Source organism: Streptomyces sp. NPDC001406 (genome assembly GCF_042895285.1).
In the GTDB taxonomy this organism is placed as follows: Bacteria; Actinomycetota; Actinomycetes; order Streptomycetales; family Streptomycetaceae; genus Streptomyces.
The window spans coordinates 263,968-286,616 of record NZ_JBIAWG010000008.1; the positions used below are offsets into that span (position 1 = coordinate 263,968).

The 22,649-nt window shown below is 72.6% G+C and carries 14 protein-coding genes, 1 tRNA gene and 1 pseudogene; 5 read left to right on the forward strand and 11 right to left on the reverse strand.

Annotated features, from left to right (window positions below):
- Positions 1-47 precede the first annotated feature (47 nt).
- The 6 genes from ACFY1J_RS21500 to selD all read right to left on the reverse strand — a co-directional run bounded on the left by ACFY1J_RS21500 (position 48) and on the right by selD (position 8,113).
- The gene (locus ACFY1J_RS21500) at positions 48-2,447 is read right to left on the reverse strand and encodes a glycoside hydrolase family 65 protein (protein WP_390707968.1); all 2,400 of its coding nucleotides are present in this window, start codon (positions 2,445-2,447) and stop codon (positions 48-50) included.
- A complete protein-coding gene (locus tag ACFY1J_RS21505) occupies positions 2,444-3,187 on the reverse strand; it encodes an HAD family hydrolase (protein WP_390707969.1) in 744 nt (247 codons plus the stop codon). The genes ACFY1J_RS21500 and ACFY1J_RS21505 overlap by 4 nt, the downstream gene beginning before the upstream one ends.
- 123 nt (positions 3,188-3,310) lie before the next feature.
- Entirely contained in the window at positions 3,311-4,777 is a 1,467-nt protein-coding gene (gene zwf, locus ACFY1J_RS21510) for a glucose-6-phosphate dehydrogenase (protein ID WP_390707970.1), read from the reverse strand.
- Positions 4,778-4,780: 3 nt separating this feature from the next.
- On the reverse strand, positions 4,781-5,812 hold the full coding sequence (gene gnd, locus ACFY1J_RS21515; RefSeq protein WP_390707971.1) for a phosphogluconate dehydrogenase (NAD(+)-dependent, decarboxylating): 1,032 nt from the start codon (positions 5,810-5,812) through the stop codon (positions 4,781-4,783).
- A gap of 209 nt (positions 5,813-6,021) precedes the next feature.
- Complete coding sequence (locus tag ACFY1J_RS21520) at positions 6,022-6,861, reverse strand: universal stress protein (protein WP_390707972.1); 840 nt, start codon at positions 6,859-6,861, stop codon at positions 6,022-6,024.
- A 238-nt stretch (positions 6,862-7,099) separates the two neighbouring features.
- Entirely contained in the window at positions 7,100-8,113 is a 1,014-nt protein-coding gene (gene selD, locus ACFY1J_RS21525; RefSeq protein WP_390731681.1) for a selenide, water dikinase SelD, read from the reverse strand.
- Positions 8,114-8,147: 34 nt separating this feature from the next.
- Between selD and ACFY1J_RS21530 the strand changes: the two genes are divergently transcribed.
- Positions 8,148-8,240, forward strand: a tRNA-Sec gene (locus ACFY1J_RS21530).
- A 35-nt stretch (positions 8,241-8,275) separates the two neighbouring features.
- Here the strand turns inward: ACFY1J_RS21530 and ACFY1J_RS21535 are convergent.
- The 3 genes and pseudogenes from ACFY1J_RS21535 to ACFY1J_RS21545 form a co-directional block, all read right to left on the reverse strand.
- A pseudogene (locus ACFY1J_RS21535) lies at positions 8,276-10,018 on the reverse strand (SelB C-terminal domain-containing protein); the annotation flags it as partial.
- Positions 10,019-10,030: 12 nt separating this feature from the next.
- Entirely contained in the window at positions 10,031-11,350 is a 1,320-nt protein-coding gene (gene selA / locus ACFY1J_RS21540) for an L-seryl-tRNA(Sec) selenium transferase (RefSeq protein WP_390707974.1), read from the reverse strand.
- A gap of 733 nt (positions 11,351-12,083) precedes the next feature.
- Positions 12,084-12,404 (reverse strand): hypothetical protein, encoded by a 321-nt coding sequence (locus ACFY1J_RS21545; protein WP_390707975.1) that lies wholly within the window; start codon positions 12,402-12,404, stop codon positions 12,084-12,086.
- 163 nt (positions 12,405-12,567) lie between these two features.
- Here ACFY1J_RS21545 and ACFY1J_RS21550 point away from each other — a divergent pair, with 163 nt between their 5' ends.
- A complete protein-coding gene (locus tag ACFY1J_RS21550) occupies positions 12,568-16,968 on the forward strand; it encodes an HAD-IC family P-type ATPase (protein ID WP_390731682.1) in 4,401 nt (1,466 codons plus the stop codon).
- Positions 16,969-17,085: 117 nt separating this feature from the next.
- Complete coding sequence (locus ACFY1J_RS21555; protein ID WP_390707977.1) at positions 17,086-17,748, forward strand: DUF4389 domain-containing protein; 663 nt, start codon at positions 17,086-17,088, stop codon at positions 17,746-17,748.
- A gap of 55 nt (positions 17,749-17,803) precedes the next feature.
- Here ACFY1J_RS21555 and ACFY1J_RS21560 read toward each other — a convergent pair whose 3' ends face one another.
- Positions 17,804-18,100: a hypothetical protein gene (locus tag ACFY1J_RS21560; protein ID WP_390707978.1), complete on the reverse strand. Its 297-nt coding sequence runs from the start codon at positions 18,098-18,100 to the stop codon at positions 17,804-17,806.
- Between the two features lie 288 nt (positions 18,101-18,388).
- Here ACFY1J_RS21560 and ACFY1J_RS21565 point away from each other — a divergent pair, with 288 nt between their 5' ends.
- Positions 18,389-20,668 (forward strand): heavy metal translocating P-type ATPase, encoded by a 2,280-nt coding sequence (locus tag ACFY1J_RS21565; RefSeq protein WP_390731683.1) that lies wholly within the window; start codon positions 18,389-18,391, stop codon positions 20,666-20,668.
- 96 nt (positions 20,669-20,764) lie between these two features.
- A complete protein-coding gene (locus ACFY1J_RS21570) occupies positions 20,765-21,652 on the forward strand; it encodes a universal stress protein (protein WP_390707980.1) in 888 nt (295 codons plus the stop codon).
- Positions 21,653-21,735: 83 nt separating this feature from the next.
- Here the strand turns inward: ACFY1J_RS21570 and ACFY1J_RS21575 are convergent, their stop codons facing one another.
- Entirely contained in the window at positions 21,736-22,359 is a 624-nt protein-coding gene (locus ACFY1J_RS21575) for a hypothetical protein (RefSeq protein WP_390707981.1), read from the reverse strand.
- Between the last annotated feature and the right edge of the window lie 290 nt (positions 22,360-22,649).

Sequence of the window (22,649 nt, forward strand, 5' to 3'; positions counted from 1 at the left end):
TGCAGTCTCTCAGATGCGCTGTGCGCAGGTCCCAGGCCGCTTCCTTTTCATTGCTCCTGGGGCGCGCCCCAGGATTCCTCCCCGCCGGGCAGCCCGACCGGACGCCGGCCCCGGGGCTGCTGCGGCTCGGGGCGGGCGGGTGCGGGAGGCACCGGGCGGTCCAGTGGTGTGCCGGTGGTCAGGGTCATCGGCTCGCCGTGGTGGAGTACCTCCAGCGGGTCGCCTTCCTCCAGGACGTAGCGTGCGTTGGCCGGGCCGATGTCCACCTTCAGCCGGCGCCCGCGAACCGTCACCGTGAACGCCAGCCGGGACAGCGCCTCGGGCAGGCGCGGCACGAAGCCCAGCCGGTCCGGATGCCCTTCCTCGCCGGCGTGCCGGCGCATGCCTCCGAAGCCGATGACCAGCGCGATCCATGTGCCGGCGAGCGAGGCGATGTGCAGCCCGTCGCGGGTGTTGTGCTCCAGGTCCTCCAGGTCCATCAGCGCCGCCTCACTGAGGTACGCGTAGGCCAGCCGCAGATGCCCGGTCTCGGCGGCCAGCGCCGCCTGGCAGCACGCCGACAGGGAGGAGTCGCGGACGGTGAGGGCCTCGTAGTAGGCGAAGTTGCGGGCCTTCTCGTGGTCGGTGAAGGCGTGGGGGCACACCATCATCGCCAGTACCACGTCGGCCTGCTTGACCACCTGCTTGCGGTACAGGTCGAAGTAGGGATAGTGGAGCAGCAGCGGGTAGTTCTCGGGCGGGGTCTCGTCGAAGTCCCAGTGCTGGAAGCGGGTGAAGCCGGCCGACTGCTCGTGCACGCCGAGGCCTTCGTCGTACGGCAGCGCCATGCGGCTCGCGGCGTCCCGCCAGGCCGCCGTCTCCTCGTCGTCGACGTCGAGTTCCTCGGCCCGGTCCGGATGGCGCGTGGCCGTTTCCGCCGCGGCCAGCAGGTTCTGGCGCGCCATCAGGTTGGTGTAGAGGTTGTCCCGGGCGACGGCGCTGTATTCGTCGGGTCCGGTGACCCCGTCGATGTGGAAGACGCCTTCCGCGTCGTGGTGGCCGAGGGAGCGCCACAACCGGGCGGTCTCCACCAGGAGTTCCAGTCCCTCACCGCGCTCGAACTGCTCGTCGCCGCTCACCATGACGTACCGGACCGCGGCCATGGCGATGTCGGCGTTCACGTGGAAGGCGGCCGTCCCGGCCGGCCAGTAGGCGGAACACTCGGCGCCGTTGATGGTCCGCCAGGGGAACGTCGCCCCCGCCAGCCCCAGTTGACGCGCCCGTTCCTGGGCAGCCGGCAGGGTTCCGTGCCGCCATCTCAGTACCGGGGCGACGGTCTGTGGCGCGGTGTACGTGAGCACGGGCAGCACGTAGGACTCGGTGTCCCAGAAGGAGTGGCCGTCGTACCCGGTTCCGGTCAGTCCCTTCGCGGGGATCGCCCGTTCCTCCCCGCGGGCGGCCGCCTGGAGTACGTGGAACAGGGCGAACCGTACGGCCTGCTGGATCTGCGCATCGCCCTCCACCTCGACGTCCGCGCCGGCCCAGAACTCGTCCAGGTAGGCCCGCTGTTGGGCGACCAGCCCCTCCCAGCCGGCACTGACGGCGGCCGCCACCGCCCCGTCGACCTGGTCGTGCACCGCGGGCAGCGAGCGCTGTCCGGACCATCCGTAGGCGACGAACTTGACCAGCCGCAGCCGCTGTCCGGGCGCCAGGTCCGCGGTCACCGTCAGGCGGCTGACGTCCGGCTCGCACTGAGCCGTCCAGCGGGTGCCGTCGGGCCCCTCGATGAGATGGTCGGCCGCCGCTCCCACGCGCAGTGCGCTGCGCTCGGTGCGGTGCACGAGCCGCAGCCGGGTGTCCTGGGCGAAGTTTTCCTCCGCCGTCAGCGGGGACTCGGTCGCCGCGGCGACCCGCGGGTCGCCCTCGGTGTGCGGCAGCGGTTCGTTGGCGACGAGTTCGGACTGCACGGCCACCGTGGCCGGTCCGTCGACCGGCTCGACCTCGTACATCACCGCGGCCACCGCCCGTTGGGTGAAGGACACCAGGCGCCGCGAGGTGATGCGGACGGTCCGCCCGCCGGGCGTGGTCCACCGCGCGGTCCGGCTGAGCACACCGGAGCGGAAGTCCAGGACCCTTTCGTGCGCCAGGAGTTGCCCGTAGCGCAGGTCGCACGGATGGTCGTCGACCAGCAGCCGGATGACCTTGCCGTCGGTGACGTTGATCACCGTCTCGCCGGACTCGGGATAGCCGTAGCCCGCTTCCGCGTACGGCAGCGGATGCCGCTCGTACACACCGTTGAGGTAGGCGCCGGGCAGCCCGTGGGGCTCCCCCTCGTCGAGGTTCCCGCGCCACCCGACGTGCCCGTTGGACAGGGCGAAGACCGATTCGCTCTGGGCGAGTACATCCAGGTTCAGCTCGGTCTCGCGCAGGCACCAGGGCTCGACCGTGTAACTGGGATGGGTGATCACCGCGACTCCAGGAGTTCGGCCAGGTCACTTACCACGACGTCCGCGCCGTGCGCCCTCAGCTGCTCCGCCTGGCCCATCCGGTCGACCCCCACGACCGTGCCGAACCGTCCGGCCCGCCCCGCCTCCACACCGGCCAGGGCGTCCTCGAACACGGCGGCCGCGGCCGGCTCCACCCCCAGGACGCGGGCCGCCTCCAGGTAGGTGTCCGGAGCCGGTTTCCCGTGCAGTTCGCGCTCGCGCGCCACGATCCCGTCGATCCGCTCGTCGAACAGCTCCTCGATGCCGGCCGCCACCAACACGTCCCGGCAGTTGGCGCTGGACGACACCACCGCGCTTCGCAGGCCGGCTTTCCGAACCGCGTGCACGAACCTGACCGAGCCTTCGTAGGGCTCCACCCCGTCCTCGCGAATCCGGCGCAGCACCAGGTTGTTCTTGCGGGTGCCCAGCCCGTTCACGGTCTCCGCCTCCGGCGGGTCGTCCGGCGATCCCTCGGGCAGGTGCACTCCGCGTGCGGCGAGGAAGGTGCGCACCCCGTCCTCGCGGGGGCGCCCGTCCACGTACTCGTCGTAGTCGCCGACCGCGTCGAACGGCACGAACGCGGTCCCCTCACGTGCCGCCCGCTCGCGGAGATAGCCGTCGAACATCTCCTTCCAGGCGGCCGCATGCACCTTCGCGGTCTGGGTGAGCACCCCGTCGAGGTCGAACAGACAGGCACGTACGTGATCAGGAAGACCCAGCATGGCGTCGAGGCTAGAAGTGCCCGGCGGGTTGCGTCGGGCAGTCGTCACCCGGCGCGCCGGAAGGAACCCGCTCGGTCGAGGCGCAGGCGGCATCCGGAGCAACGCGGCCGGACGACCCGTTGGTCAGTGCTGGTCCGGGAGACTCCACCGGTAGGGAGCGATGAGCTGCTGGATCCGGTCGGGCCCCCAGGAACCCGGCTCGTAGAGCTCCACGGGCGGCGGGTCCTTCAGCAGCGGGGTGGCCGCCTCCCACAGGCGTTCGATGCCGTCCGAACGGGTGAACAGGGACTGGTCCCCCAGCATGGCGTCCAGGATGAGCCGCTCGTAGCCCTCCAGCGCGTGCTCCTCGTTGTACGAGCCCGCGTACCGGAAGACCATCTCGGCGTCCTCCAGGCGCATCGCGGGTCCGGGTTCCTTGGTGAGGAACCGGGCCGTGATGCTTCCGGGATCGTCGAAGTCGATCACCAGTGCGTTGCTGCGCGCGCCGCCGCCGCATTGGTCGATGTCCACCGGGAACATACGCAGCACCGGCTCGCGGAAGCCCAGGGTGACCACGTGTCGGCCCTGCGCGAGGGATTTGCCGGACCGCAGGAAGAAGGGCACGCCGGCCCAGCGCCAGTTGTCCAGTTCGACGCGCAGGGCCACGAAGGTCTCGGTGTCCGAGCGCGGGTCCACTCCCGGTTCGTCGCGGTAGCCCGTGTACTGGCCGCGGACGACGTGGGCGGGGTCCAGTGGCCGCAGGGACTGGAACACCTTCTCCTTCTCGTCCCGCAGCGCCTGCGCGTCGAGCGTGGTCGGGGGTTCCATCGCCACGAAGCCCATGAGCTGGAAGAGATGAGTGACGATCATGTCCCGGAAGGCGCCGGTCCCTTCGAAGAAGCGGGCCCGGCCCTCGATGCTGATCTGCTCCGGTACGTCGATCTGCACATGGCTGATGTGGTCCCGGTTCCAGATGGGCTCGAACAGGCCGTTGGCGAACCTCAGGGCCAGGATGTTGTCCACCGACTCCTTGCCCAGGAAGTGGTCGATGCGGAAGATCCTCGACTCGTCGAAGACGGCGTGGATGGTGGCGTTCAGGGCCCGGGCCGACGGCAGGTCGGTGCCGAAGGGTTTCTCCACGATCACCCGCGCGTTCTGCGCGAGTCCCGTGTCGCCGAGCAGTTGGACGACGGAGGAGAAGGCGACCGGCGGCACGGCCAGGTGGAAGAGGCGGCGCGGCCGGCCGCCGAGCACCTGCTCGGCCTTCTGGACGGCGGCCAGCAGCGGCTGCGGATCCTCCGGGTCCGCGGCACCGAAGCTGAGCGCCGCTTCGAACGCCTCCCACACCTCTCCCTGCGGTTTCGACCGGCCGAACTCCGCGACCGCATCGCGGGCATGCGTGCGGAACTCCTCGTCGCTGAGGGCGTCGGCGCCGGGCGCGGATCCCACCACCCGGTAGTGCTGGGGCATCAGTCCGGCGTGGGCCAGATGGAACAGTCCGGGCAGTAGTTTGCGGCGGGCCAGGTCGCCGGTCGCGCCGAAGAGCACGATCACATGGTCGTCCGGGCGCGGCTCCGAGGACGAGGTCCGGGTGGGGGTCGGCTGCGCCACGGTTCAGCCCGCCTTCTCGACGTGCCCGCCGAACTCACCGCGCATCGCGGACAGCAGTTTGTCGGTGAACTCGCCCAGTCCGCGCGAGGCGTACCGCTGGTAGAGAGCCGTGGTGATCACGGGCGCGGGCACGCTCTCGTCGACCGCCGCCAGCACGGTCCAGCGGCCCTCCCCGGAATCGGAGACCCGGCCGGCGAAACCGTCGAGCTCCGGCGACCTGGCCAGCGCATCGGCGACCAGGTCGACCAGCCAGGAACCGACCACCGAACCGCGCCGCCACACCTCGGCGACCTCGGCGACGTCGATCTCGTAGGAGTAGGCGTCGGGATCGCGCAGTGGGGCGGTCTCCGCGTCGACCGTCCGCTTGCGCAGGCCCGCGTCGGCGTGCTTGATGACGCTCAGGCCTTCGGCGATGGCGGCCATCATCCCGTACTCCACGCCGTTGTGGACCATCTTCACGAAGTGGCCGGCGCCGCTGGGCCCGCAGTGCAGATAACCGTCGGGGGCGGTGCCGGTGGTCGCGGTCCGGCCGGGCGTGGGTTCCGCGCAGCCGGCGCCCGGGGCGATCGTCCGCAGGAGGGGGTCCAGGCGCTGGACCGCCTCCCGGTCTCCGCCGACCATCAGGCAGTAGCCGCGCTCCAGGCCCCAGACGCCCCCGGAGGTGCCGCAGTCCACGTAGTGGATACCGCTCGGCGCGAGCTGCTGGGAGCGGGTGATGTCGTCGCGGTAGTAGGAGTTGCCGCCGTCGATCACCGTGTCCTCGGGCGCGAGCAGGCCGGCCAGTTCGTCGACCGTGCCCTGCACCACGCCCGCGGGGAGCATCAGCCAGATGTTCCGCGGCCGGTCGAGCTTGCCGACGAGGTCTTTCAGGGAGGACGCGCCGGTGGCGCCCTCCTGCTCCAACTCGCCGACGGCATCGGCGCTGAGGTCGTACACCACGCAGGTGTGGCCGTCGCGCATGAGTCGGCGCACCAGGTTGGCGCCCATGCGTCCGAGCCCGACCATGCCGAGTTGCATGGGGGTGTTAGTGCTCATGGTCTGCCTCCCGCGCACTGGGGCGTCCTGGCTCCGCCTGCTGGACGGTGTCCATGCACAGGCCGCGCATGGTGTCCACCGGCAGCATGTCCTGGTCGGTCATGCGCAGCCGGTCCGATCCCTTCGGTGCTCCTGCGCTTCCAGTACACGCCAGATCACCGGTGCCCGCATGCCCGTGGCAGTCGGCCTCGCCGCCGGGGCCGGGCCGGTCAGGCGTGCGGGACGACGGCAACGGGGCAGTCCGCGTGGTGGAGCACCGCATGGGCGACGGCACCGAGATGGCCCAGCCGTTGCCTGCCCCTGCGCCGGCCCACCACCGTGATGCCGGCTCCGGCCGCGGCCTCGACGAGTCGGCCGGCCGCCCGTCCTGCGGTGGCCTCCTCCTGTACCTCCACCTGGGGGAAGCGCTCGCGGTAGGGCCGCACGGCCTCGCTCAGCGCCGCCCTGCCCGCCTCCGCCTCCTTGCTGCCCTCGCCGTGCGGGTGCATGGGGTGATGCAGGGCGGTCAGGCCCCAGGTGTGCAGGACATGGACGGGTACGGAGCGCCGTGCGGCGAAGTCGAAGGCGAACTGGAGCAGTTCCTCGCCGGGAGACCGGATGTCCAGACCCACGACGACACGGCCGCCCTTGTCCGGCTTGCTCCCGCGTACCAACACGACCGGGCTGTGCGCCTCGGCCGTCACCTCTTGGCCCACGGAGCCGACCGTGTAGCCCGCGCCGGAACCGTACGACCCGAGCACCACGAGGTCGGCGTCGGCGGAAGCGGACACCAGTACCGAGTCGGGCGCGTCCTCGATTTCCTCCTCGCTGGTGGTGATCCCGCTGTGGCGGGACCGGGCCCGATCCGTCATGGTGTCGAGCAGGTCCTGCGCGCGTGCGGCCAGCACGTCCCGGGACGGCCGGACCGCCACGAGGGCGTGCTCCTGCCAGAGCGAGGCGTTCACCAGGCGCAGTTCGGCATTCCGTAGCGCGGCTTCGTCCGCGGCCCAGTCCACCGCCCTCATGCTCTCTTCGGAGCCGTCCACTCCCACCGCGATGCGTCCCGGCATGGCTGCTTCTCCTCGTTTAGGGGTCATGCACGGTGGCCGCCCCGGCCCTGAGCCCGGAGGGCGCCCACGAGGAAGCCACAATGCATGCCGAATCATGCCATTTCGGGTGCATCAGGTGAGGTATCTCAGGCCTGCTGCTCCATCTCCTGGCTTCACCATGCATGTGCGTACCAGTCGGCGCGAGCGCGGGGCGTCTTGCGGTCACCTCCACCGTCACGTCGTCTCCCTTGCGCGGCGATCACCTGAGCACGATCGAGTGCGCCCCGGACGGCACCAACTCCCCCACCACCGGCGCTCCGGGCACCTCTCCGGCGACCAGCAGTCCGCCGGAGGTCTGCGCGTCGGCCAGCAGCAGCCGGGTGTCGGTGTCCGTGGTCCCGAAGTCCGTGTGGGGCGCCACCCACTCCAGGTTGCGCCGGGTGCCGCCGCTGACGTACCCGTCCCGGACCGCCTCCCTGGCACCGTCGAGGTAGGGCACGGCGGCGGTGTCGACCACGGCCGTCACGCCGGACGCCCGGGCCAGCTTGTGCAGATGGCCGAGGAGGCCGAAGCCGGTGACATCGGTGGCGCAGGTGACGCCGGCCGCGAGGGCGGCAATGGACGCGTCCCGGTTCAGGGCCGCCATGGTGGCGATCGCCTGCTCGAACCGCTCGCCGGTGGCCTTGTGCCGGTTGTTGAGGACACCCAGGCCGAGTGGTTTGGTCAGCGAAAGGGGCAGGCCGGGCCGGCCGGCGTCGTTGCGCAGCAGCCTCGCGGGGTCGGCCAGTCCGGTGACGGCCATGCCGTACTTGGGTTCGGGGTCGTCGACGCTGTGCCCGCCGCCGATGTGACAGCCCGCCTCCGTGGCCACGTCCAGTCCGCCACGCAGCACCTCACGGGCCAGATCGAACGCCAGCCGGTCGCGGGGCCAGGCCAGGAGGTTGACGGCGAGTACGGGACGGCCACCCATCGCGTACACGTCGGACAGGGCGTTGGCGGCCGCGATGCGTCCCCAGTCGTACGGGTCGTCGACGACGGGCGTGAAGAAGTCGGCTGTGCACACGAGCGCCGCACCCGGATGCGCGGGCAGGGCGGCGACGGCCGCGTCGTCGCCGGTGGCGAGGCCGACCAGCAGCGGGGTGTCGCCCCCCGCAAGCGGTGCGCCCAGACCGCTGACGACCTCCTCCAGTTCTCCGGGCGGGATCTTGCAGGCGCAGCCGCCGCCGTGGGCGAACTGCGTGAGCCGTACGGAGGCTTGGCGGGTCGGTGTCATATCGGTCTCCCGGGGAACTAGCCTGGCGGTCGATGGAGGCGTGTGGGTGCCTGGTGGCCCTCCCGGTCTTCAAAACCGAGGTGCCCGAGGATCTCGGGCAGGCGGGTTCGATTCCCGTCCGCCTCCGCTCCCCGCACCGTCCCGGCAGCGCCGCCGCCGGTCGTCCACACGCTCCGTGTAGCCCTGGGCGTCCAGGTGCTCCAGCAGCGGCACGGCCACCCGGCGCGTGGTGTCCAGCGCCTGCCGGGCCTCGCTCGCGGTGAACGGCTGCGGCAGCCGCGCGAGCACGGCCGCGGCCCGCGCGTCCGCGCCCGGCAGCAGCACGATCCCGTCGGCCACCCGGAGCAGCGCACCCGCCGCCACAGCTGCGGCCACCGCCTTACGGGTGAGGCCGAGTTCGGCGAGGCGGCCGGCCTCCGGCGCGCGGAACGGTGCCGTCGCCAGATCCCGGCATACGGCGTCGACGCCCTCCTGTACGTCCTGCGGAAGGGGCGGCCGGAGGCCTTCGGAGCCGTACAGCCGCCCTTGCCGGCACGTGAGCCGGGAGGTCCCCGCCGCGAGGGCGTCCACCAGCGACCGGTCGGGCAGGCCGAGCAGATGACGGGCGGCCTCCAGGGAGAGCCCGGGGTCCAGGGCGTGCTCCTTCGCGTGCCGCTCCACCTCGGTGACCAGGCGCTCGCCCAGCTCAGCCCAGTGGGTGGGGTCGGCGAGCCAGTCCCCTGCCACGGGAGCGGCCGCGGACGGTACACCCATCGCGAGCAGTTCCGAGCGCGTGACCAGCCTGCGGCGCCGCAGCTCGGCCGTGGCGTCCGGCAGGCCCGTCATGGTGGCCAGCTCGGCCGCTCTGGCCCGCGCCGCGCCCCGTCGGCGCAGCCGCGGCGGGCGAACGTCCAGCACGGTCACGCCACAGGGCACGCGCCGGCCGCCCGGTTCGCGCAGGACCGCGCGGTCGCCGACGCGCAGCGCCAGCTCCCGGCTCGGGGTCAGCCGGGCGGTGTCCTCGCCCAGGGGGCGGACGGTCACCGGGACGGCGGCCGTGCCGATGTGCAGGGTGACGGTCCGGGGCAGGTCGGCAACGGGCTGCCCGACGACCCGGACGTCGAGAAGATCCGAGCACAGCCAGCGCTCCGGCGCCAGCAGCACGTCCCCGCGTCGCAGGTCGGCGGCGGCGGACCCGTGCACGTTGACCGCCACGCGCGCCACCCCGCTGACCTCGGAGTGATCCTCGTGCAGGGACTGCAGCCCGCGCACCCGCAGTGCGGCCGTCCCGTCGCCCGTCACCAGCCGGTCCCCAACGCGCAGGGTGCCGGATCCGAGCGTGCCGGTCACCACCGTGCCGTGGCCGCGCACCGTGAAGGCCCGGTCCAGCCACAGCCGTACGTCCGCGTCGGCGGGCGGGTCCGGCAGCGCGGCCGCCAGCCGGGACAGCTCGGTGCGCAGGCCGTCGAGCCCCGAGCCGGTCACCGAACTGACCGCAACGGCCGGTACGGCGCCGAGCGAGGTGTCGGCCATGCGCGCGACCGCATCGGCCAGGACGGGCCCCGGGTCGGCCAGGTCGCTGCGGGTCACCGCGAGGACGGCGTGCCGCACGCCGAGCGCGTCCAGGATCGCCAGGTGCTCCTCGGACTGCGGCTGCCAGCCCTGGTCGGCGGCGACGACGAAGAGCACCGCGGGGACGGGGCCGACCCCGGCGAGCATGGTCGGCACGAACCTCTCGTGTCCCGGCACGTCGACGAAGGCGAGGTACTCGCCGGCCGGACCGAGCCGGGTCCATACGAAGCCGAGGTCGAGGGTCAGTCCGCGGCGCCGCTCCTCCTCGAAGCGGTCGGGTTCCATGCCGGTCAGCGCCCTGACGAGGGCGGACTTGCCGTGGTCGACGTGTCCGGCGGTGGCCAGCACCCGCATGACGCCTGCCTCCTAGCTTCCCGCCGCCGCCCGCACGGCCTCGGCGAGCCGTTCGTCGTCCTCCGCAGGCACCGCCCGCAGATCCAGCAGGCAGCGGCCCGCCTCCAGACGCCCGACGACCGGGACGCGTCCGGTGCGCAGCGCGGCCGCGAACCGTTCCGGCAGGGACAGTGCGGCGCTGGGCAGCGTCACTCCGGGTGCGCCGCCCCCACCGACCGTCGCGTCGCTCTCGACGGCCCGTAGGTCGATGCCGTGCGGGCGCAATGCCGAGGCGAGCCGTTCGGCGCGGGCCCGGAGAGTGGTGGGGTCGGCGGTCAGCGAGTCGTCGGTCGGGGTCGGCGGCCCGGTGAGGGTGGCCTCCAGGGCGGCCAGTGTCAGCTTGTCCACGCGTACGGCGCGGGCCAGCGGGTGCCGGGACAGGGTGCGCACGATGTCTTCCCGGCCCAGCAGGAGTCCGCACTGCGGTCCGCCGAGCAGTTTGTCGCCGCTGGCGGTGACGAGGGAGGCACCGGCCCGCAGCTGCGTCTCGGCGTCCGGCTCCTCGGGCAGCAGGGGATGCGGGGCGAGCAGCCCGGAGCCGATGTCGACGACCACCGGGACGCCGAGTCCGGCCAGTTCGCCGATGTCGGCGGCGCGGGTGAAGCCGGTGATGCGGAAGTTGGAGGGGTGCACCTTCAGCACGAAGCCCGTGTCCGCACCGATCGCGGCGGCGTAGTCGGCGGCGGTCGTGCGATTGGTGGTGCCGACCTCACGCAGTCGGGCGCCGGTGGAGACCAGCAGGTCCGGGAGCCGGAAGCCGTCCCCGATCTCCACCATCTCACCGCGGCTCACGACGATCTCCCGGCCCGCGGCGAGCGCGGTGGCGGCCAGGACCAGTGCGGCGGCTCCGTTGTTGACGACGTGCACGGCTCCCGCGGACGGCACGCGCTCGTGCAGCGCCCGCAGTGCCGTACGCCCGCGGCGGGCCCGTACACCGGTGCGCAGGTCCAGCTCCACGTCGGTCGGCCCGGCGGCCTCGGCCACCGCGCGCCGGGCCGCGGCCGACAGTGGCGCGCGGCCGAGGTTGGTGTGCAGCAGCACCCCGGTCGCGTTGATCACCGCACGCAGTCCGCCGGCCGTGTCCGGGAGCAGGGCGGCCGCCTCGTCGGCCACGCTTCCTGGCGCGACGCGGCCGGTCCGGGCCCGTTCCTGCGCCTCCCGGACCGCCGCCTTGACGACGGACGCCCCGAGCAGACGGGCCGCCTCGACCAGCCGTGGATCACGCAGAAGGGCGTCCGTCCGCGGAATCCGCCTCCGTACGTCGTCATCCGGCCCCGCGAACGCCTCAGGCATACGACCCCTGCCTCTCCCGCCTGCCTCCCCCACTTCATGTCCGTGGACGCCCATCGTCTCCGACTGCCCCGAGCCGGTCGTCCAACACGCCCGAGCGATGGGTGTGACTCCGGAAGATGTGCCTGTTCATCGCCGTCGACGTGAATTACCGCCCAGCGAGGGAACCCGCAGAAGTGAGGTTGGCGAGTCATCGTAAGGAGCCCCACATGGATCACGGGGCCAGTCACGCATTCGATCCCGCCCCGCGTGCTGATCTGCTGCTGTCGAGGGACTGCAGGGAGTGCTGGGGCTGGGGAACGGTAGTAACTCTGGACGGCCGTCACGAGCTCTGTCCGGTGTGCCAGACAACCGAGCAGCACACCACCACGGTCGCCACCGCGGCACACGCCCACAAGGCATGACTCCGCTTCCGGCGCGGCGCCACCCCGTCTGTTCACCTACGTGACTTCATAGGTACATCTGCGCGGCACCCACAGCGGAGGAAAAGGCTGCATTGTCTGGTTTCGGACACCCGTATCCGAGCACAGAAAGCCAGCCGACATGGGCGAATTCCTTGTAGCCATGGCAACGAAGGTCGCCATGGCGCTCGCCGAGGCGATCATCATGCGCCTCGTGTGGGAGCTGTGGGCCGCTTGCTCACGCTCGCTGCGCATGAACTTCGCAGCGGCTGCCGCGTGACCCCCATGGCGCCCGGCAGCGTCGCTCACGCCACCGCGCGCCATGGGGGTATGAGCTAGCGCTTGGCGCCTGAGCCCTGCTTTTCCTTCCGCCCGCTGCGCAGCAGCCAGGTGGCTCCGCCGACAGCGAGGGCGACCGGCCATTCCAGGGCCCCTGCCACGGTCAGTGCTCCGAGACCTCCGTAGTACAGGAGATCCTTGGCGGGCGGCGCACTGGGCAGTCGTGCCGTGGCCGCGTGGGCCGTGCTCGTCATCTCCTCCTTGGTGAAGTACGGAACCGGCACGGGGGGATGAAGGGTGCGCATGTGCAGGTGCAGACCGGCACCGTCGTGCGCCTGGGGTTGCTGTCGTGTGGTCTCCGTTGCCGTCTTGGCCATCCCCCTCCTCCTTTCTCCGGAGTCGGTGTGGTTGTGCCTCCTCAATTGTCGCGCGCCTCCGGTGGCGGGTGCGCGGTCAAGGCGTTGCGATGGAAAACGGGGGTTGCCGAGCCACCCGTGCATACGGGGAGGGTGCCGGGCCGCAGGGAGCTGGTGATGCGCTGTGGCACTTCCGGGACGCGGACTGCTGAGGACTGTGGTGTCGTCCGCGGCCGGTGTGCTGCGGACCGAGACCCGGGTACGCGTACGGTTCTTCGGCAACCGCGCGCACGTGGCCGTACGGGGTCTGCGCCCCGGCGACCTGCCCGAGGCCGCGGCGACGAAGCTGGCCAAGGAGGTCGAGCGGCGCCTGGCCGCCGTGCCCTCGGTGGACTGGGCCGTGGTGAACACCGTGCTCGGGCACGCAGTGGTCGGCACCGACGGCTCGTCCGAGATGGAAGCCATCACGGACGCCCTGATCGAGGCGGTCGAGGCGGTGGAGGAGGCCCACGGCGTCGCGCACCCGCTGCCCGAGCACCCCACGTCGGGTGCGGCGGTCCGCAGGTCCACCTCGGCGACGGCCCTGCATGTGGCGGCTGCCCCCTTGGCAGTGCTAGCAGGTCTGACGCGGCGGACCCCCATCCCCGCGGGCATCGCGGCGCTCGCTCCGATCGTCGACGCCCACCCGCGCCTGAGGCATGTCGTGGAGGACGCGGTCGGCACCGAGAACGCCGGACTGCTCCTGGCCTCGCTGACCGCATTGGGGCAGGCCGGCTCGGGCGGTCTCGCCGGGGTGGTCGTGGATACCGCCCGGCACGTCCTGCGCACGATCGAGGCCGACGCGGAGGCCGACGCCTGGGCCGCGGCCGAGCCGCGCCTCGCGGGCAGCGCCGCGGCGGGGGCCCATGGCGCACCGCCCGCGCCGCTTGCCCGGGAGACGCCGCTGAAGCCCGGTCCGATCGAGCACTACGCCGACCGGGCACCCGTCGTGGGCGCGGCGTCCTTCGCCGGATCGCTGCTGTTCACCCGGCGTCCCGGGCGGGCCGCCGGCGCGGCGCTGGCGGCGGTCCCGAAGGCACCGGTCCTTGCGCGCGAAGGCTTCGCCTGCATTCTCGGCCGGGGCCTGGCCCACCGGGGCATGGTCGTGGCCGATCCGGAGGCGCTGCGCAGGCTGGATCGGATCGGGGTCCTGTTGCTCGACACGGACGCGCTGGCCACCGGGTCCCATCGGCTTGCCGATCTGGTGGCCCTCGACGAGGACACGTCCGCGGGTGAACTCGCTGCCACGGCGCACCGGCTCTTCGACGGCTCCGCCCCACAGCGCGTACAGCGGGACGCGGAGTGGAGCCTGGGGCCGGTCGAGCGTCTGACGCTGCAGGGGCGAACGGGCAAGCGGGCCCGGGAGGGTCTGCGGCGGGACGGTGCGCGGTTCGTGCTGGGCCTGGCGCGCGGACAGAGCCTGCTCGCCGTGATCAGCGTGCTGCCCGAGATGCACGACGCCGCGAGCACCATCGTCCCCGCCGCGCATGCGGCCGGGCTCAGGGTTGTGACCGCCGGTGCGCACACCGCACAGGCCTCCGTACGGGAGGCCGACGCCGTCAGCGAGGCGGGCGATCGGCTGCTGGATGCCGTACGGGCCCTGCAGCGCGACGGCGAGGGCGTGCTGCTGCTGTCGCACGACCGGCGGGCACTTCAGGCCGCCGATGTCGGCATGGGTGTGGCCGACCCGCAGGACAGGCCGCCCTGGGGCGCGGACCTGTACCTGGACGGCGATCCCGGAGCGGCCGTGGTGATCGTGGAGGCCTGCCGCACCGCACGGGAGACGGCGCGCCGGGGCGTGCGGCTCGCCGAGGCCGCGGCCGTGGTCGGCGAGACGGCGGTGCTGGCGGGGCGGGCACAGCGGCCGGCCGCCCGAGGTACGACGGTGTTCAATACGGCGGCCGGACTGGGCACCGTGGCCGGTGTGTGGGCGGCCGTACGGCTGCTGCGGCGCCCTGCCCCGCAGCCCTCGTCGCGGCAGCCGTGGCACACCATGGATCCGTCCACCGTGCTCGCCAGAACCGGTGGCAGCGAAGGCGGCCCGGCGGACGAGAAGGCACGGGCGCGGGCCACGACCACCGGTGAGCCGGCGCCGACGACGTCGCTCGGCCGGGCCTACCTGTCCGAGATGGCGAACCCCCTCACACCCGTCCTCGGTGCCGGGGCGGCCATGTCGGCGTCGGTGGGCGCTGTGCTCGACGCCGTCGTCATCGTGGCGGTCACCGCCGTGTCCGGGTTCCTCGGCGGGTTCCAGCGGTACCGGACGGACCGTGCGGTCGCCCAACTGCGGCGGGAGTCGGCCGTCATGGCCAATGTGGTGCGGGACGGGGAGGAAACCGTCACCGCCGCCGAGGAGTTGGCCGTGGGCGACGTGGTGAATCTGAACCCCGGTGACGTGGTGCCGGCGGACGGCCGGCTGCTGGAGGCGCACCATCTGGAAGTCGACGAATCCGCGCTGACCGGCGAGTCGCTGCCGGTGGCCAAGGGTGTGGAGCCCGTGCTGGCCTCGCACCTGGGCGACCGTACGTCCATGGTCTACGAGGGCACCACCGTGGCGGCCGGCCGCGGCAGTGCCGTCGTCGTCGCCACCGGCACGGCCACCGAGGCGGGCCGCGCCGCGGCCGGCGGGCGTGGGGCGCCGCCCTCCACCGGCGTCGAGCACCGACTGGCCCGGATCACCCACACCACACTGCCGGTGGCCCTCGGTTCCGCAGCCGCCGTGGTGGCGGCGGGCATGCTGCGTGGGCGCCCCATCCGGGACACGGTGGGGGCGGGCGTGGGACTGGCCGTGGCCAGCGTGCCCGAAGGACTGCCGTTCCTGGTCTCGGCCGCCCAACTCGCCTCCGCCAGAAGGCTTTCAGCTCGCGGAGCCCTGCTCAGGCACCCCCGCACCATCGAGGCCGCCGGCCGCACCGACGTCCTGTGCTTCGACAAGACGGGGACCCTCACCCAGGGGCGGATCTCCCTCGTCGCCGTCGCCGCCGACGGCCACAGCCGTCCTCTCGAAAAGCTGGAGGACGAGCAGCGTGCCGTCCTCGCCGCGGCGCTGCGGGCAACACCACGCCCGCACAACGGTGGAGAACTGGAACACGCCACCGACGGCGCGGTCGCCGACGGCGCTCAGGAGGCGGCAGTGAGCCGGACCACGGCCGCGGCGGGCTGGCGGCGCACCTCCAGCCTGCCGTTCGAACCCAGTCGTGGTTTCCACGCCACGCGAGGCCGCTGCGGCGAGCGCCGGATCCTGTCGGTGAAGGGGGCACCGGAAGAGGTCGTGGAGCGCTGTGCCACCCGCGACGGCCGACGCCTGGACCGCAAGGGAAGGAAGGCCATCCTCACGGCGGGCGAGCGGCTCGCGGCCAAGGGCCACCGGATCCTCGCGGTCGCCGAACTCCGGGACGCGCCGGGCGGCAAGCTGACCGACGAGACGGTGGACGGCCTCGATTTCCTCGGCTTCCTCGCGTTCGCCGACCGGGTGCGCGGCACCGCAGGCGACGCGGTGCGCCGACTGGCGCAGGCGGGGGTGCACATCGTGATGATCACCGGGGACCATCCGAGCACCGCCGAGTCGATGGCACGCGAGCTGGGTGTCGTGAACGGCAGACGGGTGGTGACGGGAGCCGAACTCGACGACATGGACGACCGCGCCCTCGACCGGCTGCTGCCCGATGTCGGTGTCGTCGCCCGCGGCACCCCCGTGCACAAGGTGCGCGTGGTGCAGGCGTTCCAACGCCTGGGCCGCACTGTCGCGATGACCGGCGACGGCGCCAACGACGCGCCCGCCATCCGGCTCGCCGACCTCGGGATCGCGTTCGGTACGCGGGCCACGCCGGCCGCGCGCGCGGCGGCGGACCTCGTCGTCACGGACGACCGGCTGGAGTCGGTGCTCGACGCGCTCGTGGAGGGCCGCGCGATGTGGGCCTCCGTACGGAAGGCGCTGGCGATCCTGGTCGGCGGCAATCTCGGCGAGATCGCCTTCACCCTGCTCGGTGCGGCCGCCACCGGGACGTCCCCCTTGACGGCCCGTCAGCTCCTGCTGGTCAACCTCTTCACCGACCTCGCCCCGGCCATGGCCGTCGCCCTGCGCCCGCCGCGGCCCGAGGCCATGGAGCGCATGCTCCACGAGGGTCCCGAGGTCTCCCTCGGCACTGCCCTGACCGACGAGACGGTGAACCGCGCCGTGGCCACCGCCCTGGGCGCCACGGCCGGCTGGCTCGCCGCCCGCTTCACCGGCCGCCCCGCGCGTGCCCGCACCGTCGCACTGGTCGCACTCGTCGGTGCGCAGCTCGGTCAGACCCTCCTGGTCGGGGGCCGCAGCCCAGCGATCGCCATCGCCTCCGTCGGCTCTCTGGCCGCGTTGGCGGCCGTCGTCCAGACCCCGGTCCTCAGCCAGTTCTTCGGCTGCACACCGCTCGGTCCCTTCGCCTGGGGCATCGCCGTGTCCGCCGCGGCCGGTGCGACGGTGAGTTCACTGTTCCTCCCCCCGCTCATTGCACGCGTCCACGCGGCGATTCCGGCCCTGCGACCGGTCGGCACCGCGACGACGTGAACGTCTGCGAAGGGCCGCTCGGCCGCCTGCCGTGCCCGCTCAGCCCATACGCGCTCGACGGTCGGGGCCGGAAGCTGAAGACCACATCGGTCACACGGCATTCCGGAAGTGATCACCATGTCCACCGTTCACCCCGCCCGGCTGACAGCGCGGATCGACACCCCCTTGTCGCGCTGGCTGTGGCTGGTCAAGTGGCTGCTGGCCCTCCCCCACTACATCGTCCTCGTCCTCCTGTGGATCGCGTTCATCTGCGTGAGCGCGGTGGCGTTCTTCGCGATCCTGTTCACCGGCCGCTACCCACGCCCGTTGTTCGAGTTCAACACCGGCGTGCTGCGCTGGAATTGGCGGGTGGCCTACTACGCGTGCGGCGCACTGGGCACCGACCGCTACCCGCCCTTCACGCTCGCCGATGTCCCCGACTACCCGGCGCGCTGGGACCTGCCGTATCCCGAACACCTCTCACGGGGTCTGGTCCTGGTGAAGTGGTGGCTGCTGGCCCTTCCGCACTATCTGATCCTCGCGTTCCTCCTCGGCGGCGTCCGGGTTCCCTGGGCGGCGGGCGGACTCATCGGACTGCTCGCGCTGTTCGCCGGGGTGGCACTCGCGGTGACAGGCCGCTACCCGGCAGGCATCTTCGATCTCCTGACCGGGCTCAACCGCTGGGTGCTGCGCGTGGTCGCCTACGCGGCGCTGCTCACCGACGTGTATCCGCCGTTCCGGCTCGACATGGGCGGCGACGAACCCGACGACCCGAAGCAACAACCGGAACCCGCGCCATGACCACCGCGCACGGGCGGCGGATCCCCAGGGCCTGGGGATCCGCCGCCCGTGCGTTTCAGACGCTCCCCCTGAACACGTCGTTCCCGGGGACGGTCGCGCCGCCGCCGGCCCGCACGGCTTCCACCGCCGCCTGGTGCAGTTGCCGACTGTCCTGCGAGGAAGAGCAGGGCACCGGACTTCCGGCAAGGGTGAACCACGTGGAGGTGCCGCTGTACTGGATCGCCACATGGGCCTGCCTGCCGTCCCAGGTGGTGTGGAGGGTCAGGTCACCCGACACGATTCCGGCCTCGTCGGTACGAGCACCTCCCCGCCCGGCGAACACCCCTGTCGTCGTCCATGAAGCTCGGGCCATCACCATCAGCCTTCTTTCCTGCCCATCAGCCTTCTTCCCTGATTACAGGTCCCTCCCATGGTCGCTCGCGCGGCACGCCCCTGCCCGGGCCGACCGTCCCACCGTCGGGGACCGACCGGCCCTGGTCCGGCTCGGTCGCCCTTGCGCCCGAGGGCCCCGAGGACGTCGAGGAGCGGGCTCCTTCTCCCGCGGGCGCACAGGGCCGGACGGGGCAATGAGTCCGTGCCCTCCGGCCCTCGCCGTGCAGGCCGTCCCGGACGACGCTGGATGTGACGGGAGGGCGATGCCATGTCGCTGAAACTCGAACCGGTTCTCCTGATCGTCACCGGCGCGGCGCTCGCGGCGGGCGGCGCTCTGTGGCTGATCGGTGCCACCGACCTGGCCGATCTGTGCTGGGCGCTGGGCACACTCGCGGCGATCGGGCCCGCCGTCGGCTGGGTGCTGGCCGCGTTGCGCCATGGCCACGCCGGGGTGGACCTGATCGCGATCCTGGCGCTGGGCGGCACGCTGGCCGTGCACGAGTACCTCGCCGGAGCGCTGATCGCGCTGATGCTCGCCACCGGGCGCACCCTCGAAGCGGCGGCCCAGCGCCGGGCCTCCCATGATCTGCGGGCGCTCCTGGAGCACGCGCCCCGCACCGCCCGGCGGCGCACCGGCACCGAGGTGCGCACGGTGCCGCTCGCCGAGATCGCCGTGGGGGACCTGCTCGTCGTCGGCCCCGGTGAGGTGGTCCCTGTCGACGGGCACGTGGTCGAGGGCCCGGCCGTACTCGACGAGTCGGTCCTCACCGGTGAGTCGGCGCCTGTCGAGTACGGGCACGGCCGGAGCGTCCGCAGTGGTGTCGTCAACGCCGGAGGCGCGTTCGAGCTGCGGGCCACGGCCACTGAGCAGGACAGCACGTACGCCGAGATCGTACGACTGGCCCAGCAGGCGGGGGCCGAGTCCGCGCCGGTCGTGCGGCTGGCCGACCGATACGCGGCCTGGTTCCTGCCGCTCACCCTTGCGGTGGCCGGGCTCACCTGGCTGATCAGCGGCTCTGCCGTGCGGGCGGTGGCGGTGCTGGTCGTCGCCACGCCCTGTCCGCTGCTGCTCGCGGCACCGGTGGCGGTCGTCTCCGGGCTGTCCCGGGCCTCCCGGCTCGGCGTGGTGGTCCGCGACGGCGGCGCGCTGGAGAACCTCGGCCGGGCGCGCACCCTCCTCCTCGACAAGACCGGCACGCTCACCCGGGGACGCCCGCACGTGCTCGACGTGACCGGCGCACCCGGCTGGAAGCCGGCCGAGGTACTGCGTCTGGCCGCGTCCGTCGACCAGTACTCGCCCCATGTACTCGCTCACGCGATCGTCGACGCGGCGCGTGAGCGCGGGCTGGAACCGTCCGTGGCCACCGATGTGTCCGAGGAGCCGGGCCGGGGCGCCCGGGCAACGGTGGAGGGACACCGGCTGGCGGTCGGCCGGCTCGATCTCGGTGCGGATCGGGAGGCGTGGGTCCGGGCGACCCGCAACCGGGCCCTGCTGGACGGTGCGGCCGTCGCGTGGCTCAGCGTCGACGGCCGGCCCGTCGGCTCGGTCCTGCTCCGCGATCCGCTCCGCCATGACGCGCCCCGGACCCTGCGCCGGCTGCGCGCGGCGGGCATCGAGCGGCTCGTGATGCTCACCGGTGACCGGCCCGAACCCGCTCGGGAGGTCGCCGCCGTGCTCGGTCTCGACGACGTGTGCGCCGGCCTCACCCCCGCGGACAAGGTGGCGGCCGTACGGACGGAGGGTGAGCGCGCGGTCACCGTGATGGTCGGCGACGGGGTCAACGACGCTCCGGCCCTCGCGGCCGCGCACGTCGGCGTGGCGATGGGAGCGCGCGGCTCCACCGCGTCCTCCGAGGCAGCCGACGTCGTCCTGACCACCGACCGGGTGGACCGCCTGGCCGACGCCGTGGCCATCGCCGTACGGGCCCGGCGGATCGCGGTGCAGAGCGCGCTCGGCGGGATGCTCATGTCACTGGCGGCCATGGGCGCCGCCGCTGCCGGCCTGCTGCCGCCGGCCGCCGGAGCGCTGCTCCAGGAGGCCATCGACGTCGCGGTCATCCTCAACGCGCTACGCGCCCTGAAGATCGGCCAGGCCGCGGGGCCGGCCCTCGAACCCGCCACGGAGGCGCTCATCCACCGCTTCGCGGCCGAGCACGACGATCTGCAGGAGGTCCTGGAAGCGGTGCGCGCCGCCGCAGACCGGCTCGCCGATGACAGCGGCCCGAAGTCCCTGGCGGCCGTGGCCGAGGCGCACCGGTTGCTCACCGAGCGGCTGCTGCCGCACGAGTACGCCGAGGAGCACCAGCTCTACCCGGCGCTGGCCTCCGCGCTCGGCGGGCCCGAGACGACCGCGACCATGAGCCGCGCCCACGTCGAGATCGAGCGGCTCGCCCGGCGCATCGCCACCCACCTCGCGCTCGCCGACACCGACACGAGCGTGGCCCCTGAACAACTCGACGACCTGCGCGCCTGCCTCTACGGGCTGCACACCGTACTGCGGCTGCACTTCACGCAGGAGGAGGAGAACTACTTCTCCCTCGCGCCGTGAAGCGCAGCGAGCGGCCCAGGGGCATCCCCGACTGGAGGCTCCCCGCCATCGGGACTTTCATGAAAGCAGCGGAAGAACCCCACTCTGGAGACGACGATGTCCGGACCGAGTGATCGCCGACCGATCGTGGTGGGTGTAGACCCCGAGCCCGCCAAGCGGATGGTGCTGGCCTGGGCGGCCGACGAGGCCGCACGGCGCCACGTACCCCTGCGCCTGGTGCATGCCGAGGGCGTGCCGACCAGGGGCTACCGGAGGCGGGAGCCCCCGCCGTCCTGGGAGGAATGGAACGCGTCGCTGCACGAGGCGGGCGAACGGGCGCTCAAGGCCGCGGTGACCTTCGTGGAGGCCCGGCAGCCGCGGCTCGATGTGGACTGGCTGCTCGCCGAGGGCGACCCCGCCTGGATCCTGCAGGAGCAGAGCCGCGACGCCACGGCCGTCGTGCTCGGGTCACGGCATCTGACCCGCGCGAAGGAGGTGTTCGGCGGGGCCTCGGTCGCCCTGCCGGTCGTGGCCCACGCCCACTGCCCCGTGGTCGTCGTGCCCGAGCCGGAGCACATCACCCAGCAGCCCGCGTACTTCGTGGTGGGCGTCGACGGCAGCGCGCGTTCCACCGCCGCCGTCGACCTCGCCTTCGAGGAGGCGGCCCTGCACGGCGCCACGCTGCGGGCTCTGTACGTGTGGCAGCCGGGTCCGCTCCGCATCTTCGACGAACAGGCGGAGCAACAGGAGCACCGGAGGGTGCTTTCCGAGATCGTGGCGGGGCGCAAAGAGCGGTATCCGGAGGTGGAGCTGCACCACGAGCTGGTCGTCGGTCATCCCGTGCAGGTGCTGACCGAGCAGTCCACCCATGCGCTGGGCCTGGTGGTGGGGAGCCGCGGTCACGGCGGCTTCGCCGGCATGGTGCTGGGCTCGGTGAGTCAGGGCGTACTGCACTATGCGCACTGCCCCGTCATCGTCGTCCCGGACACGCCGCGCGAAGCATGAGACCCCGCGGGGTTTCCACCGCGGGGACTTCGAACACGCGCCGGCGCGGCGGGCTCCCGGGGAGCCCGCCGCGCCGGCGGCTTTCAGCGCAGCCAGCCGTGGTCGCGGACGATGGGCAGCTTGGCCCAGAGTCGGCCCGCGCCGAGGGTGTTGCCCGCGGCGACGGCGGCCAGGGCGATCAGGACGACGGCGTAGATGAGGTGGTAGTCGACGAACGGGTTGGGGGACATGCTCGGTGAGCCGTCCGACAGGTGCTTGGCGGGTGGCCACTCGGCGATCCACATCAGCGCCATCATCGCGGTGCCCGCGACGGCGGCGATGCGCAGCGCGACACCCGCGGTCAGGGCAAGGCCGATGCCGAGCAGGCCGAGCATGAACAGCCAGTCCGCCCAGGTGTCACCGGCCCAGGAGTGGAAGGTGGACTCCATCGGCCCGGCCGCGACGGAACCGAGGAAGCCCTTCGTCGGCGAACCGCCGTCGATCCAGCCCTTGCCGGACTGGGTGGCGTAGCCGAGGCCGAAGGTCTTGTCGAGGAATGCCCACAGGAAGACGAACCCGGTGAGCAGACGCAGGGAGGCGAGGGCGTAGGCCCGCGCGGTGTGGGTGTCGGTGTCCACCGACACCGTGGGCTCGGAGGCGGTGCGGTTCCTGCGGAAGGACGGGAGGTGGAAGCCAGGGCTCCGGTGAGGGTGCTCGTGCACGGCCATGATGGCGATCCCTTCGGGGAGGGTCGGGGCGTTGCCTGACGCCCTTCACTCTGGTCTCGCGAGCCGGGCTGCACCGGATGCCGAAGGTCTGTGGCCGTAGGGCTGAACGTCCCTGTCTGCAAGGCCCGTTGAACCGCCGTTCGGCCGTCCGGCGAAGCGGAGTCGGCGCCTGTCTCCTGGCCGGCGCGTCCGGCCGCACCGCGGATCTTCGAGGAGGCTTCGGCCACGGCTCCGACGGCCGACTAGGATCTCGCCTGCAGACGGCACCCACTAACACATGCGTTCGCATG

What these genes read in the sequence shown, in the direction of transcription:
- ACFY1J_RS21575 (WP_390707981.1), bottom strand. Translation starts at nt 22,359, where the DNA reads ATGGCCGTGCACGAGCACCCTCACCGGAGCCCTGGCTTCCACCTCCCG.
- ACFY1J_RS21565 (WP_390731683.1), top strand. Translation starts at nt 18,389, where the DNA reads ATGTCGCTGAAACTCGAACCGGTTCTCCTGATCGTCACCGGCGCGGCG.
- gnd (WP_390707971.1), bottom strand. Translation starts at nt 5,812, where the DNA reads ATGAGCACTAACACCCCCATGCAACTCGGCATGGTCGGGCTCGGACGC.
- ACFY1J_RS21545 (WP_390707975.1), bottom strand. Translation starts at nt 12,404, where the DNA reads ATGGCCAAGACGGCAACGGAGACCACACGACAGCAACCCCAGGCGCAC.
- ACFY1J_RS21520 (WP_390707972.1), bottom strand. Translation starts at nt 6,861, where the DNA reads ATGCCGGGACGCATCGCGGTGGGAGTGGACGGCTCCGAAGAGAGCATG.
- ACFY1J_RS21560 (WP_390707978.1), bottom strand. Translation starts at nt 18,100, where the DNA reads ATGGCCCGAGCTTCATGGACGACGACAGGGGTGTTCGCCGGGCGGGGA.
- ACFY1J_RS21570 (WP_390707980.1), top strand. Translation starts at nt 20,765, where the DNA reads ATGTCCGGACCGAGTGATCGCCGACCGATCGTGGTGGGTGTAGACCCC.
- ACFY1J_RS21505 (WP_390707969.1), bottom strand. Translation starts at nt 3,187, where the DNA reads ATGCTGGGTCTTCCTGATCACGTACGTGCCTGTCTGTTCGACCTCGAC.
- ACFY1J_RS21555 (WP_390707977.1), top strand. Translation starts at nt 17,086, where the DNA reads ATGTCCACCGTTCACCCCGCCCGGCTGACAGCGCGGATCGACACCCCC.
- selD (WP_390731681.1), bottom strand. Translation starts at nt 8,113, where the DNA reads ATGACACCGACCCGCCAAGCCTCCGTACGGCTCACGCAGTTCGCCCAC.
- selA (WP_390707974.1), bottom strand. Translation starts at nt 11,350, where the DNA reads ATGCCTGAGGCGTTCGCGGGGCCGGATGACGACGTACGGAGGCGGATT.